The 21684-nt window shown below is 69.1% G+C and carries 23 protein-coding genes and 1 pseudogene; 9 read left to right on the top strand and 15 right to left on the bottom strand.

Features of this window, described 5'->3' with window-relative positions:
- Window positions 1–304: 304 nt before the first annotated feature.
- Window positions 305–649 (top strand): type I-C CRISPR-associated protein Cas8c/Csd1, encoded by a 345-nt coding sequence (locus AOK08_RS46190; RefSeq protein WP_055534634.1) that lies wholly within the window; start codon window positions 305–307, stop codon window positions 647–649.
- Window positions 650–951: 302 nt separating this feature from the next.
- Here AOK08_RS46190 and AOK08_RS38105 read toward each other — a convergent pair whose 3' ends face one another.
- From AOK08_RS38105 to AOK08_RS38135, 7 genes are all read right to left on the bottom strand, one after another.
- Window positions 952–2145 (bottom strand): hypothetical protein, encoded by a 1194-nt coding sequence (locus AOK08_RS38105; protein WP_055534636.1) that lies wholly within the window; start codon window positions 2143–2145, stop codon window positions 952–954.
- Window positions 2146–2581: 436 nt separating this feature from the next.
- The gene (locus AOK08_RS38110) at window positions 2582–3112 is read right to left on the bottom strand and encodes a hypothetical protein (protein ID WP_055534638.1); all 531 of its coding nucleotides are present in this window, start codon (window positions 3110–3112) and stop codon (window positions 2582–2584) included.
- A 371-nt stretch (window positions 3113–3483) separates the two neighbouring features.
- Window positions 3484–3780 carry a hypothetical protein gene (locus AOK08_RS38115; RefSeq protein ID WP_241827274.1) on the bottom strand — a complete coding sequence of 99 codons (297 nt, stop codon included), beginning with the start codon at window positions 3778–3780 and terminating at the stop codon, window positions 3484–3486.
- A gap of 70 nt (window positions 3781–3850) precedes the next feature.
- On the bottom strand, window positions 3851–4438 hold the full coding sequence (locus AOK08_RS38120) for a hypothetical protein (protein WP_055534642.1): 588 nt from the start codon (window positions 4436–4438) through the stop codon (window positions 3851–3853).
- 240 nt (window positions 4439–4678) lie between these two features.
- Window positions 4679–4966: a hypothetical protein gene (locus AOK08_RS38125; protein ID WP_157876966.1), complete on the bottom strand. Its 288-nt coding sequence runs from the start codon at window positions 4964–4966 to the stop codon at window positions 4679–4681.
- Window positions 4967–5198: 232 nt separating this feature from the next.
- A complete protein-coding gene (locus tag AOK08_RS38130) occupies window positions 5199–5666 on the bottom strand; it encodes an NUDIX hydrolase (protein ID WP_063794213.1) in 468 nt (155 codons plus the stop codon).
- Window positions 5667–5854: 188 nt separating this feature from the next.
- Window positions 5855–6358: a hypothetical protein gene (locus AOK08_RS38135; protein ID WP_157876967.1), complete on the bottom strand. Its 504-nt coding sequence runs from the start codon at window positions 6356–6358 to the stop codon at window positions 5855–5857.
- A gap of 837 nt (window positions 6359–7195) precedes the next feature.
- Here AOK08_RS38135 and AOK08_RS38145 point away from each other — a divergent pair.
- Window positions 7196–7399 (top strand): hypothetical protein, encoded by a 204-nt coding sequence (locus AOK08_RS38145; protein ID WP_055534647.1) that lies wholly within the window; start codon window positions 7196–7198, stop codon window positions 7397–7399.
- Entirely contained in the window at window positions 7396–8013 is a 618-nt protein-coding gene (locus AOK08_RS38150) for a hypothetical protein (protein ID WP_055534648.1), read from the top strand. The genes AOK08_RS38145 and AOK08_RS38150 overlap by 4 nt, the downstream gene beginning before the upstream one ends.
- 17 nt (window positions 8014–8030) lie before the next feature.
- On the opposite strand, the gene AOK08_RS38155 is transcribed toward AOK08_RS38150, so the two are convergent.
- From AOK08_RS38155 to AOK08_RS38175, 5 genes are all read right to left on the bottom strand, one after another.
- Window positions 8031–8342 (bottom strand): hypothetical protein, encoded by a 312-nt coding sequence (locus AOK08_RS38155; protein WP_055534649.1) that lies wholly within the window; start codon window positions 8340–8342, stop codon window positions 8031–8033.
- A 586-nt stretch (window positions 8343–8928) separates the two neighbouring features.
- Window positions 8929–10089, bottom strand: coding sequence for a DnaB-like helicase C-terminal domain-containing protein (locus AOK08_RS38160; protein WP_157876968.1), 1161 nt, complete (start codon window positions 10087–10089; stop codon window positions 8929–8931).
- A gap of 164 nt (window positions 10090–10253) precedes the next feature.
- Window positions 10254–10886 carry a GntR family transcriptional regulator gene (locus AOK08_RS48585; RefSeq protein ID WP_063794214.1) on the bottom strand — a complete coding sequence of 211 codons (633 nt, stop codon included), beginning with the start codon at window positions 10884–10886 and terminating at the stop codon, window positions 10254–10256.
- A 550-nt stretch (window positions 10887–11436) separates the two neighbouring features.
- Window positions 11437–11691 (bottom strand): hypothetical protein, encoded by a 255-nt coding sequence (locus AOK08_RS38170; RefSeq protein WP_055534651.1) that lies wholly within the window; start codon window positions 11689–11691, stop codon window positions 11437–11439.
- A gap of 147 nt (window positions 11692–11838) precedes the next feature.
- Entirely contained in the window at window positions 11839–12408 is a 570-nt protein-coding gene (locus tag AOK08_RS38175; RefSeq protein ID WP_157876969.1) for a hypothetical protein, read from the bottom strand.
- Window positions 12409–12800: 392 nt separating this feature from the next.
- Here AOK08_RS38175 and AOK08_RS44150 point away from each other — a divergent pair, with 392 nt between their 5' ends.
- Complete coding sequence (locus AOK08_RS44150; RefSeq protein WP_157876970.1) at window positions 12801–13442, top strand: NUDIX hydrolase; 642 nt, start codon at window positions 12801–12803, stop codon at window positions 13440–13442.
- On the opposite strand, the gene AOK08_RS46195 is transcribed toward AOK08_RS44150, so the two are convergent.
- Window positions 13349–14275, bottom strand: a complete 927-nt coding sequence (locus tag AOK08_RS46195; protein WP_157876971.1) for a hypothetical protein — start codon at window positions 14273–14275, stop codon at window positions 13349–13351. The genes AOK08_RS44150 and AOK08_RS46195 overlap by 94 nt on opposite strands.
- A gap of 183 nt (window positions 14276–14458) precedes the next feature.
- On the opposite strand from AOK08_RS46195, the gene AOK08_RS38185 reads away from it, so the two are divergent.
- Window positions 14459–15421 carry an FRG domain-containing protein gene (locus AOK08_RS38185; RefSeq protein ID WP_079054522.1) on the top strand — a complete coding sequence of 321 codons (963 nt, stop codon included), beginning with the start codon at window positions 14459–14461 and terminating at the stop codon, window positions 15419–15421.
- A 309-nt stretch (window positions 15422–15730) separates the two neighbouring features.
- On the opposite strand, the gene AOK08_RS38190 is transcribed toward AOK08_RS38185, so the two are convergent.
- The gene (locus AOK08_RS38190; RefSeq protein ID WP_241827275.1) at window positions 15731–16729 is read right to left on the bottom strand and encodes a transcriptional regulator; all 999 of its coding nucleotides are present in this window, start codon (window positions 16727–16729) and stop codon (window positions 15731–15733) included.
- A gap of 217 nt (window positions 16730–16946) precedes the next feature.
- Between AOK08_RS38190 and AOK08_RS38195 the strand changes: the two are divergent.
- From AOK08_RS38195 to AOK08_RS38205, 3 genes and pseudogenes are all read left to right on the top strand, one after another.
- A pseudogene (locus tag AOK08_RS38195) lies at window positions 16947–17491 on the top strand (YdcF family protein).
- A 76-nt stretch (window positions 17492–17567) separates the two neighbouring features.
- Window positions 17568–18113, top strand: a complete 546-nt coding sequence (locus AOK08_RS38200) for a GNAT family N-acetyltransferase (RefSeq protein WP_055534661.1) — start codon at window positions 17568–17570, stop codon at window positions 18111–18113.
- Window positions 18113–18577 (top strand): gamma-glutamylcyclotransferase family protein, encoded by a 465-nt coding sequence (locus AOK08_RS38205; protein ID WP_079054523.1) that lies wholly within the window; start codon window positions 18113–18115, stop codon window positions 18575–18577. Before AOK08_RS38200 ends, AOK08_RS38205 begins: the two co-directional genes overlap by 1 nt.
- Window positions 18578–18774: 197 nt before the next feature.
- Here the strand turns inward: AOK08_RS38205 and AOK08_RS38210 are convergent, their stop codons facing one another.
- Window positions 18775–19833, bottom strand: coding sequence for a phosphotransferase family protein (locus AOK08_RS38210; protein ID WP_198539515.1), 1059 nt, complete (start codon window positions 19831–19833; stop codon window positions 18775–18777).
- A 333-nt stretch (window positions 19834–20166) separates the two neighbouring features.
- On the opposite strand from AOK08_RS38210, the gene aspS reads away from it, so the two are divergent.
- On the top strand, window positions 20167–21477 hold the full coding sequence (gene aspS, locus AOK08_RS38215; protein WP_055534665.1) for an aspartate--tRNA(Asn) ligase: 1311 nt from the start codon (window positions 20167–20169) through the stop codon (window positions 21475–21477).
- Window positions 21478–21684: the final 207 nt, after the last annotated feature.

Below are 21684 nucleotides of genomic sequence, written 5' to 3' on the forward strand. Positions count from 1 at the left end.
ACACGGCCCGGCTCGCGTACGAAGGGGGGACGGCCGTCGCGCGCGGCCGTCGGCCGACGGGCCCACGCCGCCGAGACGGCCACCCTCGCCCGGTGCCGGGTCAGCTCCAATGCGTCCGCACAGTCGGCCGCGTCGATGCGCTGCGGTAGAGTCCGGAGCGAGCATGTGGCACACCGTGCGGCGTCGGCGCGGTCGAAAGCTCGGCCCGGCGGTCGAGGTGAGGATCGAAATCCCAGAGAACGGCATCCCGGTGCCCGCAACCGAGCGGGGCACCGGCCCCGTATCGATGCGATCAGGAGATCCCGTGACGCTCAACGACAGCCGTAACACCCCCGGATACGTCTGCGGACGCATCATCGCCGCGTACGAACTCATCGCCGCTCAGGTCGGCCAGAACCTGCCCCTGAACGACCTCAACCTGTCGGCCACGCACCCGGTGCACACCATCCCGCGCCTGCGAGCCGGGCAAATCCGCAAGGCACTCGCCCGGACACGCGAGCAGAATCCCGAAGGGGTCGCCCGGGTCGAGGCATATATCGCCGACCTGGTCGCCAGGCTGGATCACTTCCCTCAAAGTCTCGACTCGGAGCAGCGGGCCGAGTACGTCCTTGGAGAAGCGCACCAGAAGGTCGTCGGCCTGCCCTTCTGACCCTCCCGGCCCGCAGGGCAGACGGCTTTGTGGGCCCCGAAGCTGGATTCGGCGACGTCGAGATCCACCCCGGCGGCCGGCGGAGGCACGTCCACCTCGGCCAGCAGGTCCTCCGCCGCCGAGCGCACACGCCATGGCACCATCCGCAGGCCGATTGAACCCTCCCCGGTCACGGTCAGCGTGCGGACCGGGGGACGGCGGGCCGTGTCCGCACGGTCCCGCGCGAGCACGGCCTGGAGGGCCTCGGCGGCCGTGTAGGCGCCGATCTCTGCCATGCCGCCGATACTCAAGGCGGCACGAACTCAGTCCCCAGGAGTGAGTGCGATGAGGGCGGCGCAGGCTGGGCCCCCGGCTCTGAGATCGCGCATCAGGGCCCGCTTGGTCCGGTGGGCGGCGATGAACCCGGCGTAGCGTTCGGCGAAGGCGGCCGTGGCGTCATCTCTGTCGGCGAGGGCGGCAAGATCGCCCAGGAGGCGGACGACCTCCGGGTAGTGGCGGGTGCCGCGCCGTGTGAGGAGTTCTCCCACACGCTGCCAGGCGGCCCCGGGATCGTGCCGAAGGTCGGCCAGCCGCCGGTTCTGGGCTTCCTGCTGCGCCCTTGCTGCCCGCTCCCGTTCGTCGGCTTCCTGCTGTTCCTCACAGGCGATCCGCCGTGCCTTCTGGGCGGGGACCGCGGCGCGGAGCTCGGCGACCGTCCGGCGTGCGCAAGCGGGAGCAGCGGGCGTCTGGGTGTCCTGGAAGCGCCGGCGCAGCTCGTACAGGGGCTGGAGATCGCCGCTGTGCAGGAGCGTGGCCAGGACGGTGTCCTTGTCTCCCGCTTCGAGGGCGGCGATCCAGTCCCGGTGGGCAGCGAGCGGAGGGCGCGGGGCGGGGCGGGACGAACGCTGGGCCGCCGCTGCGATGAGGTCGTCGTCGATGCGCAGGAACTCGGCCAGGTCTGCCAGCGGCTCGGGGAGGTCACCCAGTCCCGGTGGGACGGGCGGCTCCAGTTCGTCGTCGTCGAGTTCGCCGCCTTGCGCGCACAGCAGCCACGCGAGATACGGCAGCCGTAGGTCTCCCTCGGCGACGTGCCGGCGGGCGCGGTTGATGGACGGCAGCCACTGCTCGTCCCGGTCCCCGTCGTCGCCGAAGAGGTCGTTGAAGTCCTCCGGGTCGTCCTCGTTGTCGGACTCCAGGGCGATCAGGACGTACTCGCCGCTCTCCCAGCTGTCTGCCGAGTCGCCGACGCAATACGTTTCCGCGGTGTCCAGGGAGAGAGCGGCGGCGGGCCACCGCAGGATAAGCCGCCGGGTGCCCCAGTTCGCGAAGTAGAGATGGGCGTCGTAGTGCGTCTCCACCAGCAGCTGCGCATCCCCCTTGAAGTCACCCCAGCCGTAGGTGTTCACGAAGCTGTGCCGGGTCAGGCGTGCCCTGGTCGTCAGCGCCCTGATCTCCGCCAGTTGCCCGTCGGTCAACGGGGCATCGACTGTGAACTGGTAGTGCTGATGTTCCGACATGGCCTGGTCCTCCTGTTCCCGGACAAAGTCGTAGCAGTTCCGCCGGATCGCTGTGGCGGGAACGGGCGCTGCCCGCACGGCACTTCGGCGGCTGTGGTCGCGGCGTGGCAGGCGGGTGGCCCAGGGCACGCGGGGCGGGTCCCGGGCAGCCGCCGCATGTAGGCCGGTAGCGTCCGAACACCGGTCTGTGAAGAACTGGACCATTCGTCGTCGCTGTCCCGGGCGCTCCGCATCGACAGAGAGTGTGGGACACCCACTCCATGTGCTCTTGGTTGTCCTCCATGACATGTATCGCGTGGTGACCCAGCTGGCTGGCCGGCGCCGAAGGACTCACTGTGCCCCGCCTCATCAGCTCTCGGCGCTCGCGGGTCAGCAGCTCGTACGCCAGCCGATCCCGGATCCTGCGGTGTCCTGCGGTGTCCTGCGCCAACAGTGCTCAAGGCCTGGCTGGTTCGGCTGGTTCCTGCCGGAGCAGATCGGGGCGAGCGTCGGCGAGATCGAAGGCCCGCTTCAGACCTTCCACGAGGACGGGCTCGATCCGGTAGGCGCGTATACGGTCATCGAGTTCGAGCACGTTGGTCTTGCTGCCCGGGCCGATCCTGCGCCGCACCGCCCGGATGCTCGTGAGTGTCCCGCCGATCCTCCCGCGCGGAATCGGCATGTCAGGGTGGTAGGCGAAGTGCTCCTGAACGTCGTCGTAGGAGGCAGTGCCGCCCAGCTCGACGAGGCGGCGCAGCACGGCGCGGGCACCGGGCATCACTGCGGCGATCGTCTGGAACAGCAACTGGTCCGTCCAACCCTCCCAGAGATCCTCACCACTCAGGTCCTCTGGACCCGGCCGGGGCTCCAAAGCGGGAGCCTCTGGCCAACTGCTCGCCACGGCAGCGGGTTTGAATCCGTAGGCGGCCTGCACCGCCGCGATCGCCTGCTCGTAGGTGTCGGTTTCGGTGTCAATGATCAGCTGCACATTCTCCCCTGGATCCCCACCTCGGCCCCGCCACTATCTCACCGGGCCGCACCGCAGGACGACACCCGCGTCCCGTGGGCTGGATCGTCGAGCTGGGCATCCGCGACGGGGCGCCGTGCGACCGCCGAGGGAGCGCGCGGTACTTGCCCGCGTAGTCCGCGCGGTCATACCGCAGTTGGAGAACCGCGGTCCCACCCGGGGTTGTGAGCAGCACCAGGCCGGGGCACTCTCAGGACAGAAGGGCGCAACACCCGGCAGCTCCGGGCCCGCCCTGAGGGCGAAGCGGATCACGCGTCCGCGCGCTGCACGGTGGCTGGTCCACTGGCTGTGGTGCGTTCCGGGAGGCACCGCTTCGGCTACATCGGTGAGCGTCAGGCAGGTCGGTCGGGCAGGGGTATGCGCCCGACGAGTTCGTGCCATCGCTCGATCGGCCACACCAGAATGCTGGCGCGGTCGGAGGACATACGCAGGAGGACCTCCTCGCCGCCCGGCAGCAGGGCGAATTCGGCGTGATCTTCGCCCCAGGTGCCGACCGGGTAGTACCAGTCGAGCCCATCGTCGTCCTTGACCGTGGCGGCAACACCGACTTGGACGGCCGCGGCCAGCGCCCGCGCGGCGGCTTTCGGGAACCTGACGATGGCTATCTCCGGTTCGGGTTTGTCCGTCAAATTACCCATTCCTTCCGTACGTCGTTGATGGCGGTCCGGTCCCCTCGGCCCACGCCTGACGGCCGTCTCGTCAGGGTCTGGCGGCATGTTCCTGCTGGACCTGATGGGCAAGGTCCAGGAGGGTGTCGAGCTGTATTTCGATCGTCTGCTGACAGGCGCTCCACTCCCCTGGGGCGAGCTGGGAGGGCGGGGTGCATCCCGTGGCGAGTGAGTGCAGCTCGGCGTGCAGCCGGACTGCAGCCTCCGTGACGGCTGGGACGTTGATGGCCTGGAGTGCGGGCAGGGCCCGGTCGAGCTGTTCCAGCGCCCTGCTCAGGACCTTCGGGTCCTCGTGGTGCGGGAGTGTCGATTCCGGCGTGTGCACTTTCCACGCCGTGGTGGCGGCATTTCGGACCGCGAGGGCCGCGGTGGTGAAGTCCACGAGCGGCGTACTGCGGGAAGCGGCGGCCCGCAGCCGTCCCTTGCGGGTGAGCGGGTAGGCCAGCTCCAGATCCGCGAGAACCAGCGCGGTGACCCACAGCGCGGCCGTCAGGCCAAGGCCGCCCCCCGCCGCTGCGGGAATCGCCAAGCCGACGGTCGCCAGAACAACGATCAGCACGGCGGCACACGCCACCATCACACCGGCCGACTTGACCAGTTGGCGTCTGTTGCCTCGCATTGCTTCCCATCTGTCCTGTCCCCGTAGGCCACTTCGAGGAACCTGTTGGCCTGGTGCAGAGCGGCCCATCGATCTGCACCAGGCGCTTGTGTCCGCGCGGTCTCGATCATCCTGCGAGTGGCGTGCCGACCGCCAGACCCACAGCCATGTGGATTGACCGAGGACCGCCCGACCTGCTCCGCCAGATGCTCGGGGCGCGGACCGTCGCGGGGTGGACCGGCCGTCTACCGGCGCACGCGGTCAGTCCCGGCCCGCGCACCGTTGTCGGTACTCGCCGAGGTCGATGACCGTGGCATCGAGCAACTGCGGGGTGTGCGGCCCGCCAGCACGGTGGAGGTCGACCGGATGCTGGTCAATGGCATGGCGGATCTGGGCGAGGGCCGCTCCGCTGGGATAGAAGGGTTCGATGAGCTGGCCGAGCTGGTCTTCCAACTCCGACAGTATGGCGCGCAGTTCGCGGTCATCGGATGTATCGGAAGCGTCCTGCGGGGCGCTGCTGGCGGTGGAGATCAATTTCAGGGTTCTCACGTCGGCACCTCTGTCCTTCATTCCGTGGCTCGGCTGGCCCCCTGTAGACCTGGTCGGGCGCCGAAACGTCTAGAGCGGCCCAGGAGGTATCGAGGCCGCTCCGATCCACGGACCGGAGGCCGGCCCGGAAGTGGGGGCCGTTGGTCGGTCCCGGTCTCAGCGAGCGGCCCGATTTCAGGTGCGGTCTCCAACAGCGCTGGGCTGAAGCTGGACCAGGGGTCCAGGCGCGGACTCAGCGCAGGATGACCGGCTGGTCCGGCATCCCGTGGTCGAGGAAGGTGGTGATCAGGTCGGCGAGACCGATGGGGTAGACCCTCTGGTGCGTGGTCCTCAGTTCCTTCCGCGTCCACCAACGGTGGGCCCGGATGTTGTCGGTCTGCGTGGCGCTGGCCGGGTTGATGGCGGCGGGCGTGAGGCGGGCGAGGAAGTACTGCTCGACTTGGCGGACGTCGTGGCCTGCGACGGCATGACTCTGGCTGCGTTCTGCGAGCTGGCCACTCAGTTTGACGTCCTTCTCCGCGATGCCGAGTTCTTCGTTGAGTTCACGTCGGGCGGCGGAGGCGTGGTCTTCGTCCTCTTCCAGGGAACCGCCGGGGGTGGCCCAGAAGCCACCGTTCTCGGCGTAGTGGAGCAGTAGTACACGCTGGTCGTCGTCGAGAATGATGACTCGGCCGGCTTCCCGAAGAGGTGCGGTGCTCATGCCTCCAGTGTGCTGATTCAGTCCTGTGTGACGTGCTGGTCCACGGATTGGCGGTCCCGCCCGTTTGAGATGCCGCTGGAAGCGAGGACCTCGCGGCCGCCGGGTCGGTGCCCGGCAGTCGGCCATCTTCTTGCAGGTCGTTTCGGTCTCGGCGGAAGCACTGTGGGGCGCTGGGGCTGGCGTTCTCTTCAGGCGCGGTCGATCTGGGTGAAGGGGCTGATGGTGCCGTTGGACAGGGGATAGGCGAGTCCGTACGCCACTGACAGGCGAGGGCCGGCGCTGCCGTGGTGGTGCGTGATGACGGCGCGGTCGAGGGTGCTGGTGGCGATGAAGAGTTGCTCGGCTTCCCCGTGGAGGAATGCTGCTGCCCAGGGCGGCAGGCCGATGCTGTCGCGGATGCGAGTGTCGAGTGAGTCGATCGCCTGGTACCAGGTGTCGAGCATGTCCAGGTGGGCGCGTACGAAGCCGTCGACGGCTGCCGCGGGGTCCAAGCCGTCGGTGCCGGGCTCGGCGAGTGCGAGAAGCGGCCTCTCGTCCAGTCCGCCGAAGCAGTCGGGGATTCCGGCAATGTCCGTGTAGTAGGTGACGACAAGGGTTCGGTCACCGTGCGGGACCGCGTCGAGCGGCGGCAGGCTCCAGTCGATCCAGCGTTCGATGTCGGCGGCAGTCGGTGGGCGCAGCTCGGCTTCCATGAACCGCATACTGCCGTGCGCTCGGCCTTCGAAGGCACGCACCCTCGCCCGCCACGGTTGCTGAAGCTCACTCAATCGCCCGCATGAACGAGGCCCGACATTGCTGGTGACCTGCGCAGCGGCACCTCGTTCGCATTACGGAAGGCTCGGGGCGCCATGCGCAGGCCGCCAGCCACTCCCTCTTGCACGGTCCGGGGGCAATGCCGGCCCGGCAGCCGGAGCGGTGGACCACATGCTGAGGCCCAGCACACCGTGTGTGCTGGGCCTCAGACGGGCAGGACGTGCGCCAACACGGCCTCCGGGGTGTCCTGATGCGGCGGAATCGCGACCCGTACAGCTCAGGAGCGCCGCCGACTGGAGCCGGTCGGCGGATGCCACGCATCATGAACCCGGCCCTCGTCCCGGGGCAAGCAGGTCTGGAACACGGATGACCATCGTCGTGGCTGACCGTAGCCGAAGTGGGGCCGGGGTTGCTGGTCGTGACGCGGCAGATCCGTATCAGGCCCTCCAGGACCGAAGCCCGGTGTCACTGCGTGATGTCCGTCGTTGGAACGGCCCTGACCAGCCATAGGACATTTAGGGCAATCAGGGGAGGCGGTGCGGCGCCGCGCCGTGGCATGCTCTGGCGCACCGGCCCCGCGTACGGCAGCGCCAACTGCCCGCGGATGCCGGTCCATTGCGACCCGTCCATCTTCGGCGGCCCGCTCCCCGCGTGCGGGCGGGCCTGCCTCATGCCCCAGGAGCACCCGCGTGCCTCATGTCGTTCCCGTTTCGCCTCCCGAACCTGCGCCTGACGGCCGTGTCCGTCCCAGCGCGGCGGCGCAGGTCGCCGGTGTCGTGGCCTTTCCCGTCATCGGCGGCGTGCTCGCCATGACCGGCATGCCGGTGGGCGACGTCCTCTCCCTTGTGTGCGGCTGCGGCGTGATCGGCGCCGGGTCCGTCGTCGCGTGCGTCCGCCTCACCGGCTGGCCCGTGGCCGGCCGCCTCGTCGGCGCGCTCGCGGCGGCCGCCGTCCGCGCGGCGCAGGAGTCCCGGACGTGAGCGTACGCAGCGGCAAGCCGCCCGCCCGGGAACGGACAGCCCTCGGCATCTACCTCAACTCACTGCACTGGATATACGGCCCGAGCTGGACCGAACTCTCCCGCCGCACGGGCCTGTCGGTGTCCACCCTGCAGCGCACCGCCCGCAAATCCGGCCCGGTGTCACGCGAGGAGAACGTGATCGCCTACGTCGAAGGGATCACCGACGACCCCCGGTCCGTCGCCGACGCGATGCGGCTGTGGCGCCGGGCGCGGATCGAGGAACGCAGCCGGCTACACAGCCTCAACGCACCCGCGCCCGCGTACGTACGCAACGAGGCCGACCTCCTGGCCGCGCTCGCCGCCGCCTACGAGAAGGACGGCGCCCCGCCCCTGCGGACCCTCCAACGCCGTGCCGGAAACGCCGGCAACGAGGTACTCGTCCTTCCGCTCGCCAACGCCTCCCGCATCGTCAACCGCGTACGCCTGCCCACCGACCAGCGCCAGTACGAGGCCTTCCTCACCGGCTGCGGCATTCCCGACCACGCCCTCGGCCCCTGGCTCGAGGCATGGCACCGCGCCCGGAGCGCACAGCCCGCCACCACCCGGCCCGCTCCGCAGCACCACGGGACCTGAACCGCTCTCCGCGCCGATCACGGCAGCACAGGGGCGAGCAGCAACACCACGATCGGCCTGGGGCGGGGCGCCACGAGACAACATGTCAGGCTGGCACCGAGGCCGCACTTCCAGTCCGGGGCGCGGCCAAGACCCGTACGGACGCGCGTGAGCTCGTCCGGCTCCTCGACGAGTCGAGCGGGCCTCGGCCTCTCCTGTTCGACCTGCCCAGCGACGACCTGTACCAGCCCCCTTGCCCCGCGGTCATCACTGGTATCGACTCGCCAGCCGATGCCGCCGGCCCCGCCGGGCCCCAAGGTCTTCGACGCGATCACGAGGGCCTTCGGCATGGGGGAGGACTCTGGCGCGGGCACGCCGCCGCACGAGTAGCGCAGCAGCGGCCCATCAGCCGGCCGCGGCGCGGGCCACCGGGTTGGCGGGGTTGTCTACCCGCGTCCGGCACCGGGGACTGCCGCTCGGGCTCTGCGGGCGGGCAGTCCACTGGCGGGAGAATGCTCGGGGCGGGTAAGGGTGCGCGACTGCCGGTTAGACGGCGAGCTTACGCATCAGCGCTTCTCTGATTTCTTGCCTGCACCAGGCGGTAGCGGGGACGAACACGATGCACGCACAGCCCCGTCTCACACGACACGCCTGCGGCGGGTAGTGGGGCACGCCTCCTTCAGGATCGGGCCGCACGTGCGATCCGAGGCCGTGACCGCACCGGCCGCACGTCCTCGCGAGCTTCGCCCGTACCCGCTCGACCACCACGCTCATACCGGTCCAACGCCCCTTCCTCGACATGTCATGGCCTTGTCCAGGCGCCGCCGACGCGGGCCCCCGAGCCGAGCCGACCGAGGTTCGGCGCCGGCCCGGTGCGCTACAGCCTCCGGACGGCACCGAAGCAGCCAGGCCGGTATAGAGCAGCGGCACCGTGACTCAGGCAGCGTTCGAGGCCTCCACCGGTACGTAGCCGTGGACGAGGGCATGCTCAAGGAAGGCGTCCAGCGCTGTCTCAAGGCAGCGCCCGTCGTCCGTATCGGGCATCTCTGGACGGCTCGTCCAGTCCCGCAGTACCGCCAGCTGGAGGCCGCCCAGGCGGCCCCCAGGATCCCATCCCCCGGAGGACCTCTCGGCGTTGGAGACCAGACTCCGCAGATCCTGACGCAGCCCCATGGGCAACTCCTCCGGTCGGTCCGTGAAGGCGCCAGCCGCTTCCACAAGGCGGGCCGTGGCCTGCCGGCCGTCCTCGTCCCCGAACGCGTGGCCCGGGTGGAATGGCGGTGTGGGTAGATCGGTCAGCCGGGCACGTGCCGCATCGACCTCGAAGGCCGCCTCGGCCACCGTGCCCACGTCCCGCTCAGCGACCTCGGCGCGCCAGCCTCCCCAGGTGCGCCTCAAGGTCACGGTCACATCGGCGTCGAGTTCGGTGAGCAGGTCGCTGTCGTCGGTGTCGAGGACGGTTAGTACCGCCACCTCGCGGGCCCGGGCGAGGTGGGTCAGGGCTTGCACGGTCTCGACGATTCCGGCCTGTCCGGACATCGGCCGGCGGGGGTCGCGGGTGGCGTGCAGCCGGTCGACGACGACCAGGGCAAGGCCGGGGACGTTCCCGGCGAGGCCCGCCAGCACGCCGGCGTCCAGGTTCGGTCCGTCGTCGATCCGCAGGAGTGCGGCTGCCGGCTGCGCGCTCAGCTCGGTCACCGCAGCGTGATCCGGTTCTTCCAACTTCCCGTCCCGCAGGGCGATGTAGTCGATGTCGAGGTGGGAGGCCATCACCCGGGCGGCGATGTCTTGGCGGGAGGGCCCGCACGCCCCGTACAGAACGCCCCGGCCGTCATCGAAGACCGCGGCGCGCGCGGCACCGGTGGGCAGCAGGCCCACGCCCGCTTCCTGATCGCCGACGACCAGGTACAGCCGGCCGGGATGAAGGCCTCCGCCGAGAGCGGCATCCAGCGCGCTCACCGACGTCGACAGACGTTCCTGTCCGGCGAGCACGGCCTGCACCGTCTCACCGAGCCCGGCCGTCTCGCGCGGCGGTGGACCGGCCTCGCCCCCATGAGAAGCGGGGGCATCGGGGTCGGGATTGGCGGAGGACGGCATGACGGCAAACACCTCGCGATTCAGCAGGCCGAAGGCATTCGCTCCAGGGCGGAGCGGGAGGTCGCGGGCGCCACGGTACTCAGGCCGGCAGACCCACGGGCGGAGAACGGGACGACGACCACACCTTCGTGTGCCGTGTCTCCGCACCGACCGGCACACCCGTCTCATCCCTCACCCGCACCCCCGGCTCCAGGGCCGCGCCGTGGACGGCAGACCGTCGTCCGGCCGCTGGGCAGCCAACCGCCGTTGTCGTCGCTCTCCTCCATCTCCCCCTCGACCTCCCGGGCCGTCTGCATCAGCGCCAGGGCCTCCCGACGCAGGTCGCTGGCGCGCTCGCGCAGCTGCTTCACACGCCGACGCTGCTGCTCGGGTCCGTACTCATTGACGTACTGTCCGCGCGGCCCCACCAACACCCCCTCGGTGACCAGCCGGCGCACCGCGGCCGCTGCCTCCTTCGTGCCGACCTGGAACGTGCGCGCGATCTCGTCACGGTTCATGAACCGCTCGCCCGGCAGGAAACTGCGGTGGATCGCGGTCCGAATGATCCGGTAGGTCCGCTCGGCCGGGGACATCGTGCCCACGCTGTAGAGGCGGTAGCCCTCGTGGAGGGTCACCAGCTCCTCGGCGGCGAGGCATTCCAGGGCCGAGCGGACAACGCCTGTCGGAAGTTGGAGCTGCTGCGAGATCGTGGCCAGAGCCGGCAGATGAGTACCCGGCTCAGTGCACGACAGCCGCACCCACCGGCGTACCGCCTCCACGTCCTCCTCGCCTGCCATCACCTCGTCCACAACCGCCATCCCCGCACACTCCCTGCCAACTTGTCCGATGTCGGCACCAGCCTGACGGGCCACGCGACACCGGCGCCACGAGGTTGCAGCGAATTGCGCGAACCAGCCCCGCACAGGCGGCATACGGGGGCATATGGGTTCCCCGCCCGCTGCCTCCCGACGTACTCACCAGGCCGGCAGCGTCCATCACCGGGGCCGCCGGAACGGCTGTGCCGGACGGCAGACAGTACGGGGAGAGCCTCTACGGCGAGCAGCCGATCAGAAGCCACCTATCGACGCCCCTGAGCAATGCTCTGGCCACGATAAAAGGCGGACGATGTAAACATTTTCCCACCACACCGGTCCGGGGGATCCCGCCGACTGGCGGCGGGGACGGAGCGGCAGGTGGTCCAACCGCCCCTGCAGCGGACGGGTTACCGCATCCGGACGGACGAAGCCCTTAGCCGCTGGCCACCAACAGATGCCGGACCGAAGGTGCCACGCCGCTGGCGTGCCACCTGGTTTCCGATGTCGGGCGGGCAGTGGCTGATAGCGCGCGTCACAGCGTTGGTCAGCGCACTCAGTCCCCCAACGGCTCCGTGATGCGCTCTACGGCATACAGGATGGACACCTTGCCGCTTTCGATCTCGGCGTCAGTTGCATGGATCTGCCCGGTATGAACGATGCGGAAGCCTCCCTCACTTGTGTGAAAGGTCGTTCCCACCGGGAGTGGCCGATCGAAGGGCTTGGGCACCGTGGCTACGTTGAAGATCGCCGTGTTGTACCCGTCCGATCCTTGTCGCTCCGACGGGGGGAGGATCGTGAGGCCTTCCAAGCACCTACTCCATTCAGGACCTGCGGCGAAATGAGACCCGAGTCCAGCGGCGCGGCAACGGCGGGCAGAGACCCCCGACCAACAGCTTGTCCCCGCGCAGCAACACCTCCCGCGACGCGCCCAGCGCCCGAGCCTCCGGTTCTGTGGTCAGGGCTGGTGCCGGTGCGAGAAGAGGGAGTTGAGGTAGGCGAGCACGCGAGAGCGGGCTTCGGCGTTCAGCGGGGCCAAGCCCACAACGCCGTCCGTCAGCTCCAGGGCCTCGGCCTCGCTCATCCACCGGGGGACGGGGATCACGAACCCCGTCTCCTCGGGCCCGGCGAAGTCCTGCCCGGCCTCGTCGGGCCATGCCCCCTCAATACGTCGAGCCGTCTTCAATGCCTCGGCGTACTCACCGCCTTGTCCGTGGTCGGGCTCGGACGGAACGTCAAGGTAGGCCTGGAGCCGGGCGCGGGAGTCCTCGCTAAGTGCGGCGTGCAGCTCGTCGAGCACCCGGTCCCGAGAGGCTTCGCCCAGGGTCGCCAGTCGCACAGCGTATCCGGCCAGCCGCCTCACTTCGTCCACGGCCGGCAGCCGCGCAGCCCGGGCCTCCGAGCCGCCGCCCTCAGGATCAGGCTCGGGAAGCCGGGCCGCCACGGCGGCGCCGAGGAGCTCGAACGCGTCGTTCGACGACGGCAGAACGGGCTTGCGGCGATGACGCGTGGTGACGTGATGGACCATGAACAGCACCCTAACCCCCGCCACCGACAACCAACCGCCAGCCGGTCGGGGCGCAGACGCTGCGGGCAACAAGAGGAAGCACCAGCAGCATGCGAGGTGCCCCGCGTCGCTTGGCGGAGTGGCGTGGGAACGGACTGCCGTCGGCCGGCTCGCACCTTCTGGGTGTCGAATGAGTCAGGTTGAAGTGTGTTACGAGGGTTGTGAAGTGGCGAAGGACCGTGGTCGATAGGGTGGTTCGCTGGTGGGCTTGGTGGGTTCTGTGGTTCACCGGATCTTCCAGGTGGGACGGGTCTTTGATGCTCAGTGGCCAGCGTGATCCCCGGCAGGTTGTTCGGGATCTTGTTCAGACGGTTGTCCCGTTCGATGAGCGGGAGGCCGCGGACCGGCGGTGGATGACCGACTGGATCGACTCGGGCAGTCAGCTTTTCCGCACAGCTAGACCGGCTACGCCCGATCAGCATTTGGCGGTTTACGCCGCGCTTGTCGACGAGGCGGCGGGGGCCATCATGCTCGTGGACCATGCCAAGGCCAAGGCGTGGTTGATGCCTGGGGGTCATGTGGATCCCGACGAGGACCCGCGAGTGACGGTCGTTCGGGAGCTGGATGAGGAACTGAAGGTTGATCCGCCGTTCCATTCCCGCTTCGGCTCCGATCCCTTCTTCTTGACTGTGACGGAAACCCGTCCGCCGCACGTGCACACCGATGTGACGATGTGGTTCGTGTTCGCCGCTGACCGTAACCAGAAGGTCGTCCCTGATCCTGCGGAGTTCTCGCAGTGCTGCTGGTTCTCTCTGGGCGACCCGACGGCGTGGGTGGGCAATTTCGACCCGCAGATGTCCCGGTTCATGGAGAAACTGTCTACTGTGCTGGGCCTGGTACCGGCCGGCTCGTCGGGCACGGCACTGCCTGCTGAAGGTCGTCCAGGAGTGGAAGATCGAGATCAGCGTGGGGGGCCGCCCAACGTGGCCGCCGGATCGGCTGGCGCCTCTGCCGCACCGGGAGTGGACAACAGGTCGTCCATGAGCATCAGGTAGCGCTCGAGATCTCCGGCCCAGCCGGGGACGACGAGGTATTGGACCGTGCTAAGCGCGATCGCGGCCTCGCCGAGCCGCCCGGCCGGCGCGACGCCTCCGACACGGACCCACTGGTCCCACATCGAATCGTCCATCAGCGTCGCCAGGATCTCCGGCTCGTCGCCGGCCCGTTCCATCAAGAGCTTCATCAAGGCTCCGCTCCCCTTGGTGCAGGCGCGTACCGCCGCACACAGCAGCCGGTCATCCGCCTTCTCAACCGCGTGGAGCAGTCCACGCAGGCCGTCGGCCAGGGGAGAGCGCGCATGCAGGTCAACGCCGGAGCGGTCGGCGGCGACGTGGACAGCGCGGATCCGTTCAATGTGCTCCGGCTCCCCGGCCCAGACGCTCTCCCACGCCTCGGTCAGCTCCTCCAGGCTGACGTCGTCCGCGCCGCCGACCATGAGGCGGGCCCCCACCTTGACCAGGGCTTGGTCGAAGGGATTGGACACCGTACGTAGGGCGGGCAGGTCGATGCCAGCGGCGGCCGCGTGCGTGCGCAGGATCCCGTCGAGGTCCCGTCCGATAGCGCGCCGCCCGATCAGGAGCTGGGCCGCCATCGCCTGCCGGGCCGCGAAGGCGTCGTCGTCATCCCCCTGGGGGATCTGCGTGACATCCACGCCCGCCCGCTGGAAGGGCCGTTGGAGCGTCTCGGTCAGAGCCTCGCGCAGCAGTCCGGCGGACTGCGGAGTGTCGTCGATCGCCCAGAACACCCAGCCGACCCAACTGATACTGCTGCCGGCCCTGGCCAAGGCCCCGAGCCAAGCGACCCGGTGGATCGCCGAAATGAACGCCATCGCCCTGGCATAGCGCATCGGGCTCTTCAGCCTGGATCGCGGCGCGTGCTGGACGTTGAGTCCTGACTCTCGGCAGGTCGGCGGCGGAGGCATCGTGGAGCGGGTACGGCACCACTGGACCGACTCGACGTCTGGGTCCGGAACCGCTCCGGGCCCCGCGTCCTCGCCGGTACGTTCTGGCTCATGAGCCTCTTGAGCATCGCAGGGCAGTACTTCGGGGAGCACGACTCGAATCGCCGTATGAACATCACCTCCGCCGAGAGCCTGTGGGAGTGGGTGAAAGGCGGTGCGGCAGACCGGCTCGCCTCACACAAGTGGCAGCTGACGCCCGGGGAGGACCTCTTCTTCCGCGGGCAGCCCAACATCGGATACGGCCTGTCCTCCAGCCTCTACCGTGTCTGCCGCGCGCGCCGCACCGACCCGGAGGCCGGCACTCCCAGACGCGTGGACGAGCTGGTGATGGCGCGAACCGAGCGCGCGATCATCCAGACCATGCGGGCCGAAGGCATCGGCCGGCGCATGACCGACGGGCAGCTCCTCGCCGTACTGCAACACCACGGCATCCCCACCCGGCTCATTGACGTCTCCGAGTCACCCCTCGAAGCCCTCTTCTTCGCCGTCGACCAGGAGCACGGCGTCGCCGGACGACTGTTCATGCTCCACCTCCACCACAATGCCTCCCAGCAGGTCAACACCATCGACTTCTCCCAGGAGTCACTGGGCTGGGCCGACGCCACACGTGGACGGCTGCAGGCCAAGGGCGAGTGGACACAGCAGGTCGCCCTCGTGGGCCAGGCACCGCTCGATCCCCGGATGCAGGCGCAGCGCGGGCGCTTCCTTGTCGGCGGCCTCAACCGCCGCTACCGCGGCCGGTCCTACCTGATCGACAACCGAAACGTCTCGGGCGAGCAGTTCACCGACATCTCAACCCTGGGGGTCAACTTCCTCAACAGCGCCACCGGCCAGCCGAACACACACTGGTCCGCAACCGGGTGGACCGTACGAATCGACGCAGTCTGGAAGCCGGAGCTGCTGCAGCGCCTCGCGGGAGAGGGCATCCACCACGATTCCATGTACCCGCCCCTCGGCGAGGTCCGCCGCCTTGCTCTCAAGGTGGCCGGGGACATCGTGGATCAACTCACCTGACCGATGGGCGCGGGATGCAGAGGAGCCGGTAGATGATGGCGTCCTCCAGCTCCGCGCAGACATCGCACTCCTGCTCGCCGGGCTTGGCGGGGCTTGCTCAAGTCGAGGCCGCGCCGGAGCCGGCCGGGGCCACGGCCGTACAGGTGAATGAGGGCGCCGCTCGGTGACGCTGGTGCCACCGAGCGGGAGCGGGGTCGGGACCTCGCCGCGGGCACCACATTCGACCCAAGGCCACGATTCCAGCGGCTAGGCGACGGAAAGGCGCCCAACAACAACCACGATCCTCGTCCAGCGAATTGGTCAACTGATCTACCGGGACAGCGTGTTCGTTCCGGCGGCGGTGCGGCGGGCATAGGCGGCAAGGCCCGGCAAGCCAGGCCGGTGCTCAGCGATCCGGACGGTGAGGGCGCGCACCGAAGGGCGGCAGGCTTCGGCGGGCGCGGCATCTTCGACCAAGCGCAGCTGGGCGAAGGCGCCGGTGGTGTCGCCGGCGTCCAGGAGGGTGCGGGCGGTGTCGGTGGCGGCACGGGCACGGCGTTCGGCGGTCGGCAGGCGGCCGGGGTTCAGGCGGCGGGCGTGGGCGAGGGCGGTGTCGATGTCACCGAGGTGGCGGTGGATCCCGATCCGGTACAAGGCGCACTGGTCAGCAGTCAGCTGGCACGACCGACCAGCGGGGTGCGGGAGGCGGGCGAGACGCAAGGCCGTGTGCTCGGCCTCGTCCGCGAAGTCGTGTGCCGCCGTGGCCAGATGGGCTTGCGCGGCGGTGTAGGAGGCGGTGAGGGCCGCCATCCCGGCCGCATCCAGCTCGGCCGCCCCGGGCCGGGGACCGGCTGTCAGGTGGGCGAGCGCCTCCTGGAGCAGGTCCAAGGCCTGTCCGGTACGACCGGTGCGGCGCAGCGGGGTCGCGGCGGCGCGGGCCGCGGCGGCGAGCACCAGTGCGTCGCCCGAGCGGCGGGCCGCAGCGCCGGCCTGGCCGACGTACGTACCGGCGGCCCCGGTTCGGCCCTGCTTGACGGCCAGTTGGGAGGCCAGCACCCACACTCCGGCGGCCCTGGCGGCGCCGCCAGGGCCCGTATCGACACCGCGCTCGGCACCGGCCAGGAGCAGTGGAAGCCGCCGGGCGAGCCGGTCGTAGGCACCGGCCTCGAACAGCGCGTGGGCCGCCGCAAGTTCGGCATCGGACGGTGGGCGCCCCGGTTCATCGGCTGCCCATGCCGCCTGCGGCCGTACGACCATCACGGCCCCCAGCACCGCACCCGCGCCCAACACGCTCCGCCGCTCCATCCCGCCCCCTACGACTTCTCGCACCCGGCCGAGCGTCGGGGCGCCAACTCGACTGTACGGCTGACCACGCGAGTGAGGCAGAGCGCACAGCGCCCTCAGCCGTGCGCCCCGGGCACGCCGAAGGGCCGCCAGGCGGGCCCCGAAGCGGTACTCGAACAGCACTCGCCGGTGCGAGCCAGCCCACCGGGTGCAGCACCGGTGGCCCCTCACATCCCACAGACCTCATCCGTGGAGAACACGCGTGAGCAACGACCAGCAGGCAATCACCGAAGATCAGTGGCGTCAGGCCCGGCTGATCTGGGACTACCACCCGGCGGCAACAGCCCCACCACCGCCACAGTCTTCCCGCGCGGCGAGGCCGTCCACTTCCGCGAGCACGCCATCGGCCTCGGCGTCCCCGCCGAGGCCATCCTGCTGGAGCCGAAGGCGGGCAACACCGGCCAGAACATCATGTTCTCCCGTGAGGTGCTCGCTGCCGTCGGGATCCGTCCGGTCGGTGCTGCTTGTCTCCAAGCCCCACATGGAACGGAGGTCGTTCGCGACCGCCCGCAAGCTGTGGCCGACGTCGAGATCCTCTGCGCATCGAAGCCGCTGGAGTTCGACGACTACCTGAAGTCCATCGGCAACGAGAAGCTCGTCCTGGACATGCTCGTCGGCGACCTCCAGCGGGTGATCGAGTACCCGAAGCTCGGATTCGCCATCGAGCAGGAGATCCCGGAGGACGTGCACGCAGCATGCGAATCCCTCATCAATGACGGCTTCACCAGCCGTCTCATCGGCTCGTGACTTTGAGCAGAGATCACGTTCTCCCCGCCTCGGCTGCTGGCGTTTCCCGCGGAGACACAGGGATAGGGTTCCTGGCATGTGTCCGGTCGAACGGTCCAGTCAGCGCCTGCGCCTTCGCGAACTCACCATCGACGACGTCGAGGGCGTCTTCGCCCTCTACGGAAACGAAGAGGTGACGGAGCACCTGTCGTTCGAGCCGCGCACCCGCGATCAGGTCGGCCAGATCGTCGCCCGGTCCGTGGCCTCCGCCTCCGCGGATCCGCGAAGCGAGTACGCGCTCGCGGTCGTGGCGCGGGACACGGGCCAGCTGATCGGGTTTGGCCGGATTGCCATGGATCCCCATCAGCAGCGCGCGGCCACCTTCGGCTTCGCGTTGCGCCCTGATGCTTGGGGCGTCGGCTACGGCCTGGAGACCGTACGCCTCCTCCTTGGTCTTGGGTTCGAGGAGATTGGCCTGCACCGGATGTGGGGCGCGCGTGCTCCGTTGAACGAGGCCTCGGCGAAAACGATGGCGGCGGCGGGGATGGTGGAAGAAGGCACAATCCGAGGCCATATCGAGAAGTCTGGTCGATGGCGTGACTCGGTCGTGCACTCGATCCTCGATGAGGACTGGAGGCCCTAGTGTCGGTCGCCTCGAGCCGCTTGGCTGGCTTCTCGCAAGGTCCCAACGCGCTCTTCTGTTACGGCACTCTTCGGTTCGGTGACGTGCTCGAGGCCCTGTTGGGCCGGATACCGGATCAGGTGCCGGCGTCTGCTCCCGGCTATCGCGCGGCCGCACTGCACGGCCGTGTCTATCCGGGCCTCGTCGTCTGTGGGTTCGGGGGCTCGGCACCCGGTGTGGCACTGACCGGTCTCCGCAGCGAGGAGTGGCGCATCCTCGACGCGTTCGAGGACGAGCGGTACGAACTTCGGGAAGTCGCGTTGTCCACAGGCGGATCGGGATTGGCGTACATCTGGCCGGGCGGAGACGTCCGGACCGAAGACTGGGACGCCGCAGAGTTCGAGGAGCACCACTTGGCGGCGTATGCGGCTCGGTGTGCTCGGATCGCTCCCAGGCTGGCAGCGGGCGAGCCGAAGGGCGAGTAGACCGGCGACACCCGAGCACGGCACCTGTTTTCGGATGCCTCGTCCGTCTTCCGCAGCGGCCGCGACGTCGAACACCAGCTTCTGCCGGATGGATTCGTTCTTCCACCCGTAGAGGACTCACATACGGCGTCCGAGGGACGCGGAAGCCAGACCACCGGGGCGAGGCTCTGACTGCGGGCTCATGGAGCTCGACGGGGTCAGCCCACGTCGGCGAGGATGGTTTGCATGGCGTCGTAACTCGCCCGCACGCCCGCATGGTTGCCGAGACGGTGCCGCTCCAGCCGGACGGCGCCAAGGTGCCGGGCCTCGTAGATTTTCTGGCGCCACACCGCGCCCTCCGACTGCTTCACGGACCCGTAGGTATCCCAGAAGGCCTGCCGCTCGCCGGACTTGGCCGTAATCATTCGGATGGTCCAGTCCGCCAATGGATCGCCCCAAGTTGCCCTATCGAGGTCGTAGACGCCACTGATCGTCGGCTCCGGCGCATCGTAATCAAGAAGGATGTTGGGGAGCCACAAGTCTCCGACCAGCAGACGTGGTGCGGTGATCTCATCAAGGACTTCGCGGTGTCGGAGCGCTGCTGAGACGACCTTGCGCACGTCGTCGCTGTCAAGGCCGACACCGTCCAGATCAGTAGCAATGGCGTCCAAGGACGCGGCCAGGGCCTCGCTCCACGTACCGTACGTCGGTCCTGTCACCGGGCCGAAGCCTGGGCCGCGGACCGTGTGTACTCGGTGCGCGATCTCTCCGAGCTGGCGATAGAAGGTCGGCCATGTCGACCGCGGATACGTGTGTAGATGTTCTGCCGCCGGGACGCCGTCGAGCAGTGATTGCACCATGTAGTCGCGGCCGATCACCTCGTGCGACCAATCTGCGCCGATCACCTTCGGCATCAGCAACGCGATCGGCGCGAGCCACGGCAGGGATGCGTACTCGTTGCGCATCAACGCCCGCTCCGACGTGAACTGGCGGGCCGGCTCCGGGGCGATGCGCACGATCACCGGCTTTTCCTGGCCGACGACGGCAACGCGGAGAGTGGTGTTGTACATCCCGGTGCCGAGCTCGGTCGCCGCGATCACCTTCGTGCGCGCCCCGAAGGTCCGGCAGCAGATCGCCTCGATCTCGTCAGCGGTCACAGGCTGCTGAAACGCCTCGGGCACACGCGGGATCGGTCGGAACTCCACGATCCGTCCTTCCTTGGCATCACCTGCTCGGCACCGTATCTCGAACGCCAGCGTCGGCCGGCCAAGCCGCATCCTTCCTCCACCAGAGGATTCTGGATTGCCACCGCCACCGCGCGATCCATACCATGCACGGCAACGCGTTGACGGAGACGAGTAGCCACGGATCGCACGAGCCGAGAGAGCCGCCGGAAGCTGGGAAGGCGGTCTCGCGCCCCGTGGTGAAGACCCTCCCGAGCGCGGGGAGAAACGACCCCAGCTTGTGGTCCAATGCCCCGCCGGCCGGCCCCCGTCACCGGGCCGTGAACGAGGCCGCCACCTTGTGGCGGCGAAAGTGCGGTGGCACCGCGAGTTGCCCTTCTCGCCCGCACTCCCAAGGGATCATGACGACGTCCTTCGGAGGACCGAATGATCCACAGCCGCGTACACGTCTCCGACCTGCGAGAACACGTCGGCCATACCGTTTCCGTCTGCGGATGGGTGAACACCCTCCGCCTGCAGCGCAAGATGCAGTTCGTCATCGTGCGGGACAGCACCGGCATGGTGCAGGTGACCCACAAGCGAGACGACGGGCCGCTGGAGGCCCAGCTCGAAGCCCTCACATCCGAGTCCGCCGTCAGGATCACCGGCCGCGTCGTCGACGCGGCCCAGGTCAAGCTCGGCGGCCTGGAGATCCTTCCCGAGGCGGTCGAGGTCCTGAACCCGGCCGCTAGGCCGCTGCCGATCGACGACCACACCGGCTTGGAGCAGCGGATGGACTGGCGCTTCCTGGACGTGCGCCGCCGTCCCGCCACCCAGCTGATGTTCGCCGTGCAGACGACCCTGGAACAGGGCATGCGCGAGTACGCCTACGCGCATGGCGCCACCGAGATGCACACCCCCAAGCTCATGGGCACCGCCTCGGAGTCCGGCGCGGAGGTCTTCAAGCTCGGCTACTTCGGCCGCGACGCCTATCTGGCGCAATCACCGCAGTTCTTCAAGCAGATGGCGATCGCGGCCGGCGTGGACAAGGTCTTCGAGATCGGGCCGGTCTTCCGCGCCGAGCCGTCGTTCACCTCCCGGCACGCCACCGAGTTCACGGGCGTCGACGTGGAATTGGCCTGGATCGACGGGGTCGAGGACGTGATGGCGTTCGAGGAGCAGATGCTCACTCACGCGATCGGCAAGGTCGCCGACGCGCACGGTGAGGCGATCGCCGAGCACTTCGGCGTCGAGGTCACCGTGCCCACGACGCCCTTCCCGCGCCTCGCCATGGCCGAGGCGCACGAGATCCTGCGCGAGGGCGGCTGGGATCCGGCAGGGGTCAAGGACGATCTGGACCCGGAGGGCGAGCGGGGTATCTCGGCCCACATCAAGGCGGCCACCGGGCATGAGTTCGTGTTCATCACCCACTACCCGGTCGGCATCCGACCCTTCTACCACATGCGGCCTGCCGATGACCCGAGCGTGACCCTGAGCTTCGACCTGCTGTGGAAGGGCCTGGAGGTCACCACGGGCGCACAGCGTGAGCACCGGTACGACGTGCTCCTGAAGCAGGCCGCCGAGAAGGGCATGGGCACCGAGCCGATGCGAGACTATTTGAACGCGTTCCGGTACGGGTGCCCGCCGCACGGGGGCCTCGGTATGGGACTTGGCCGGGTGCTGATGGTGCTGCTCGGTCTGGACTCGATTCGCGAGGCGACCTTCTTGTTCCGCGGGCCGAATCGGCTCACCCCGTAGTCGTCCTCGGCGGACCCTCAAATCGGCGACGCTGTGCGGGTGCTGGGCACGAGCTCGCGCCTCGCGTGACGACCCGCTGTCACCGGAGTGCCTGGCACCCCCCGGGGCAGCCTCGGCGCGGGTCCGCGGGGTGTCCTGACCTCGGCGGGTACGGCTCCGCCTCGGAAATAGTGCGACGCGCCCGTTGAACAGGCAGGAAATGGCACG

This window comes from Streptomyces graminilatus, from assembly GCF_001418565.1.
GTDB lineage: Bacteria > Actinomycetota > Actinomycetes > Streptomycetales > Streptomycetaceae > Streptomyces > Streptomyces graminilatus.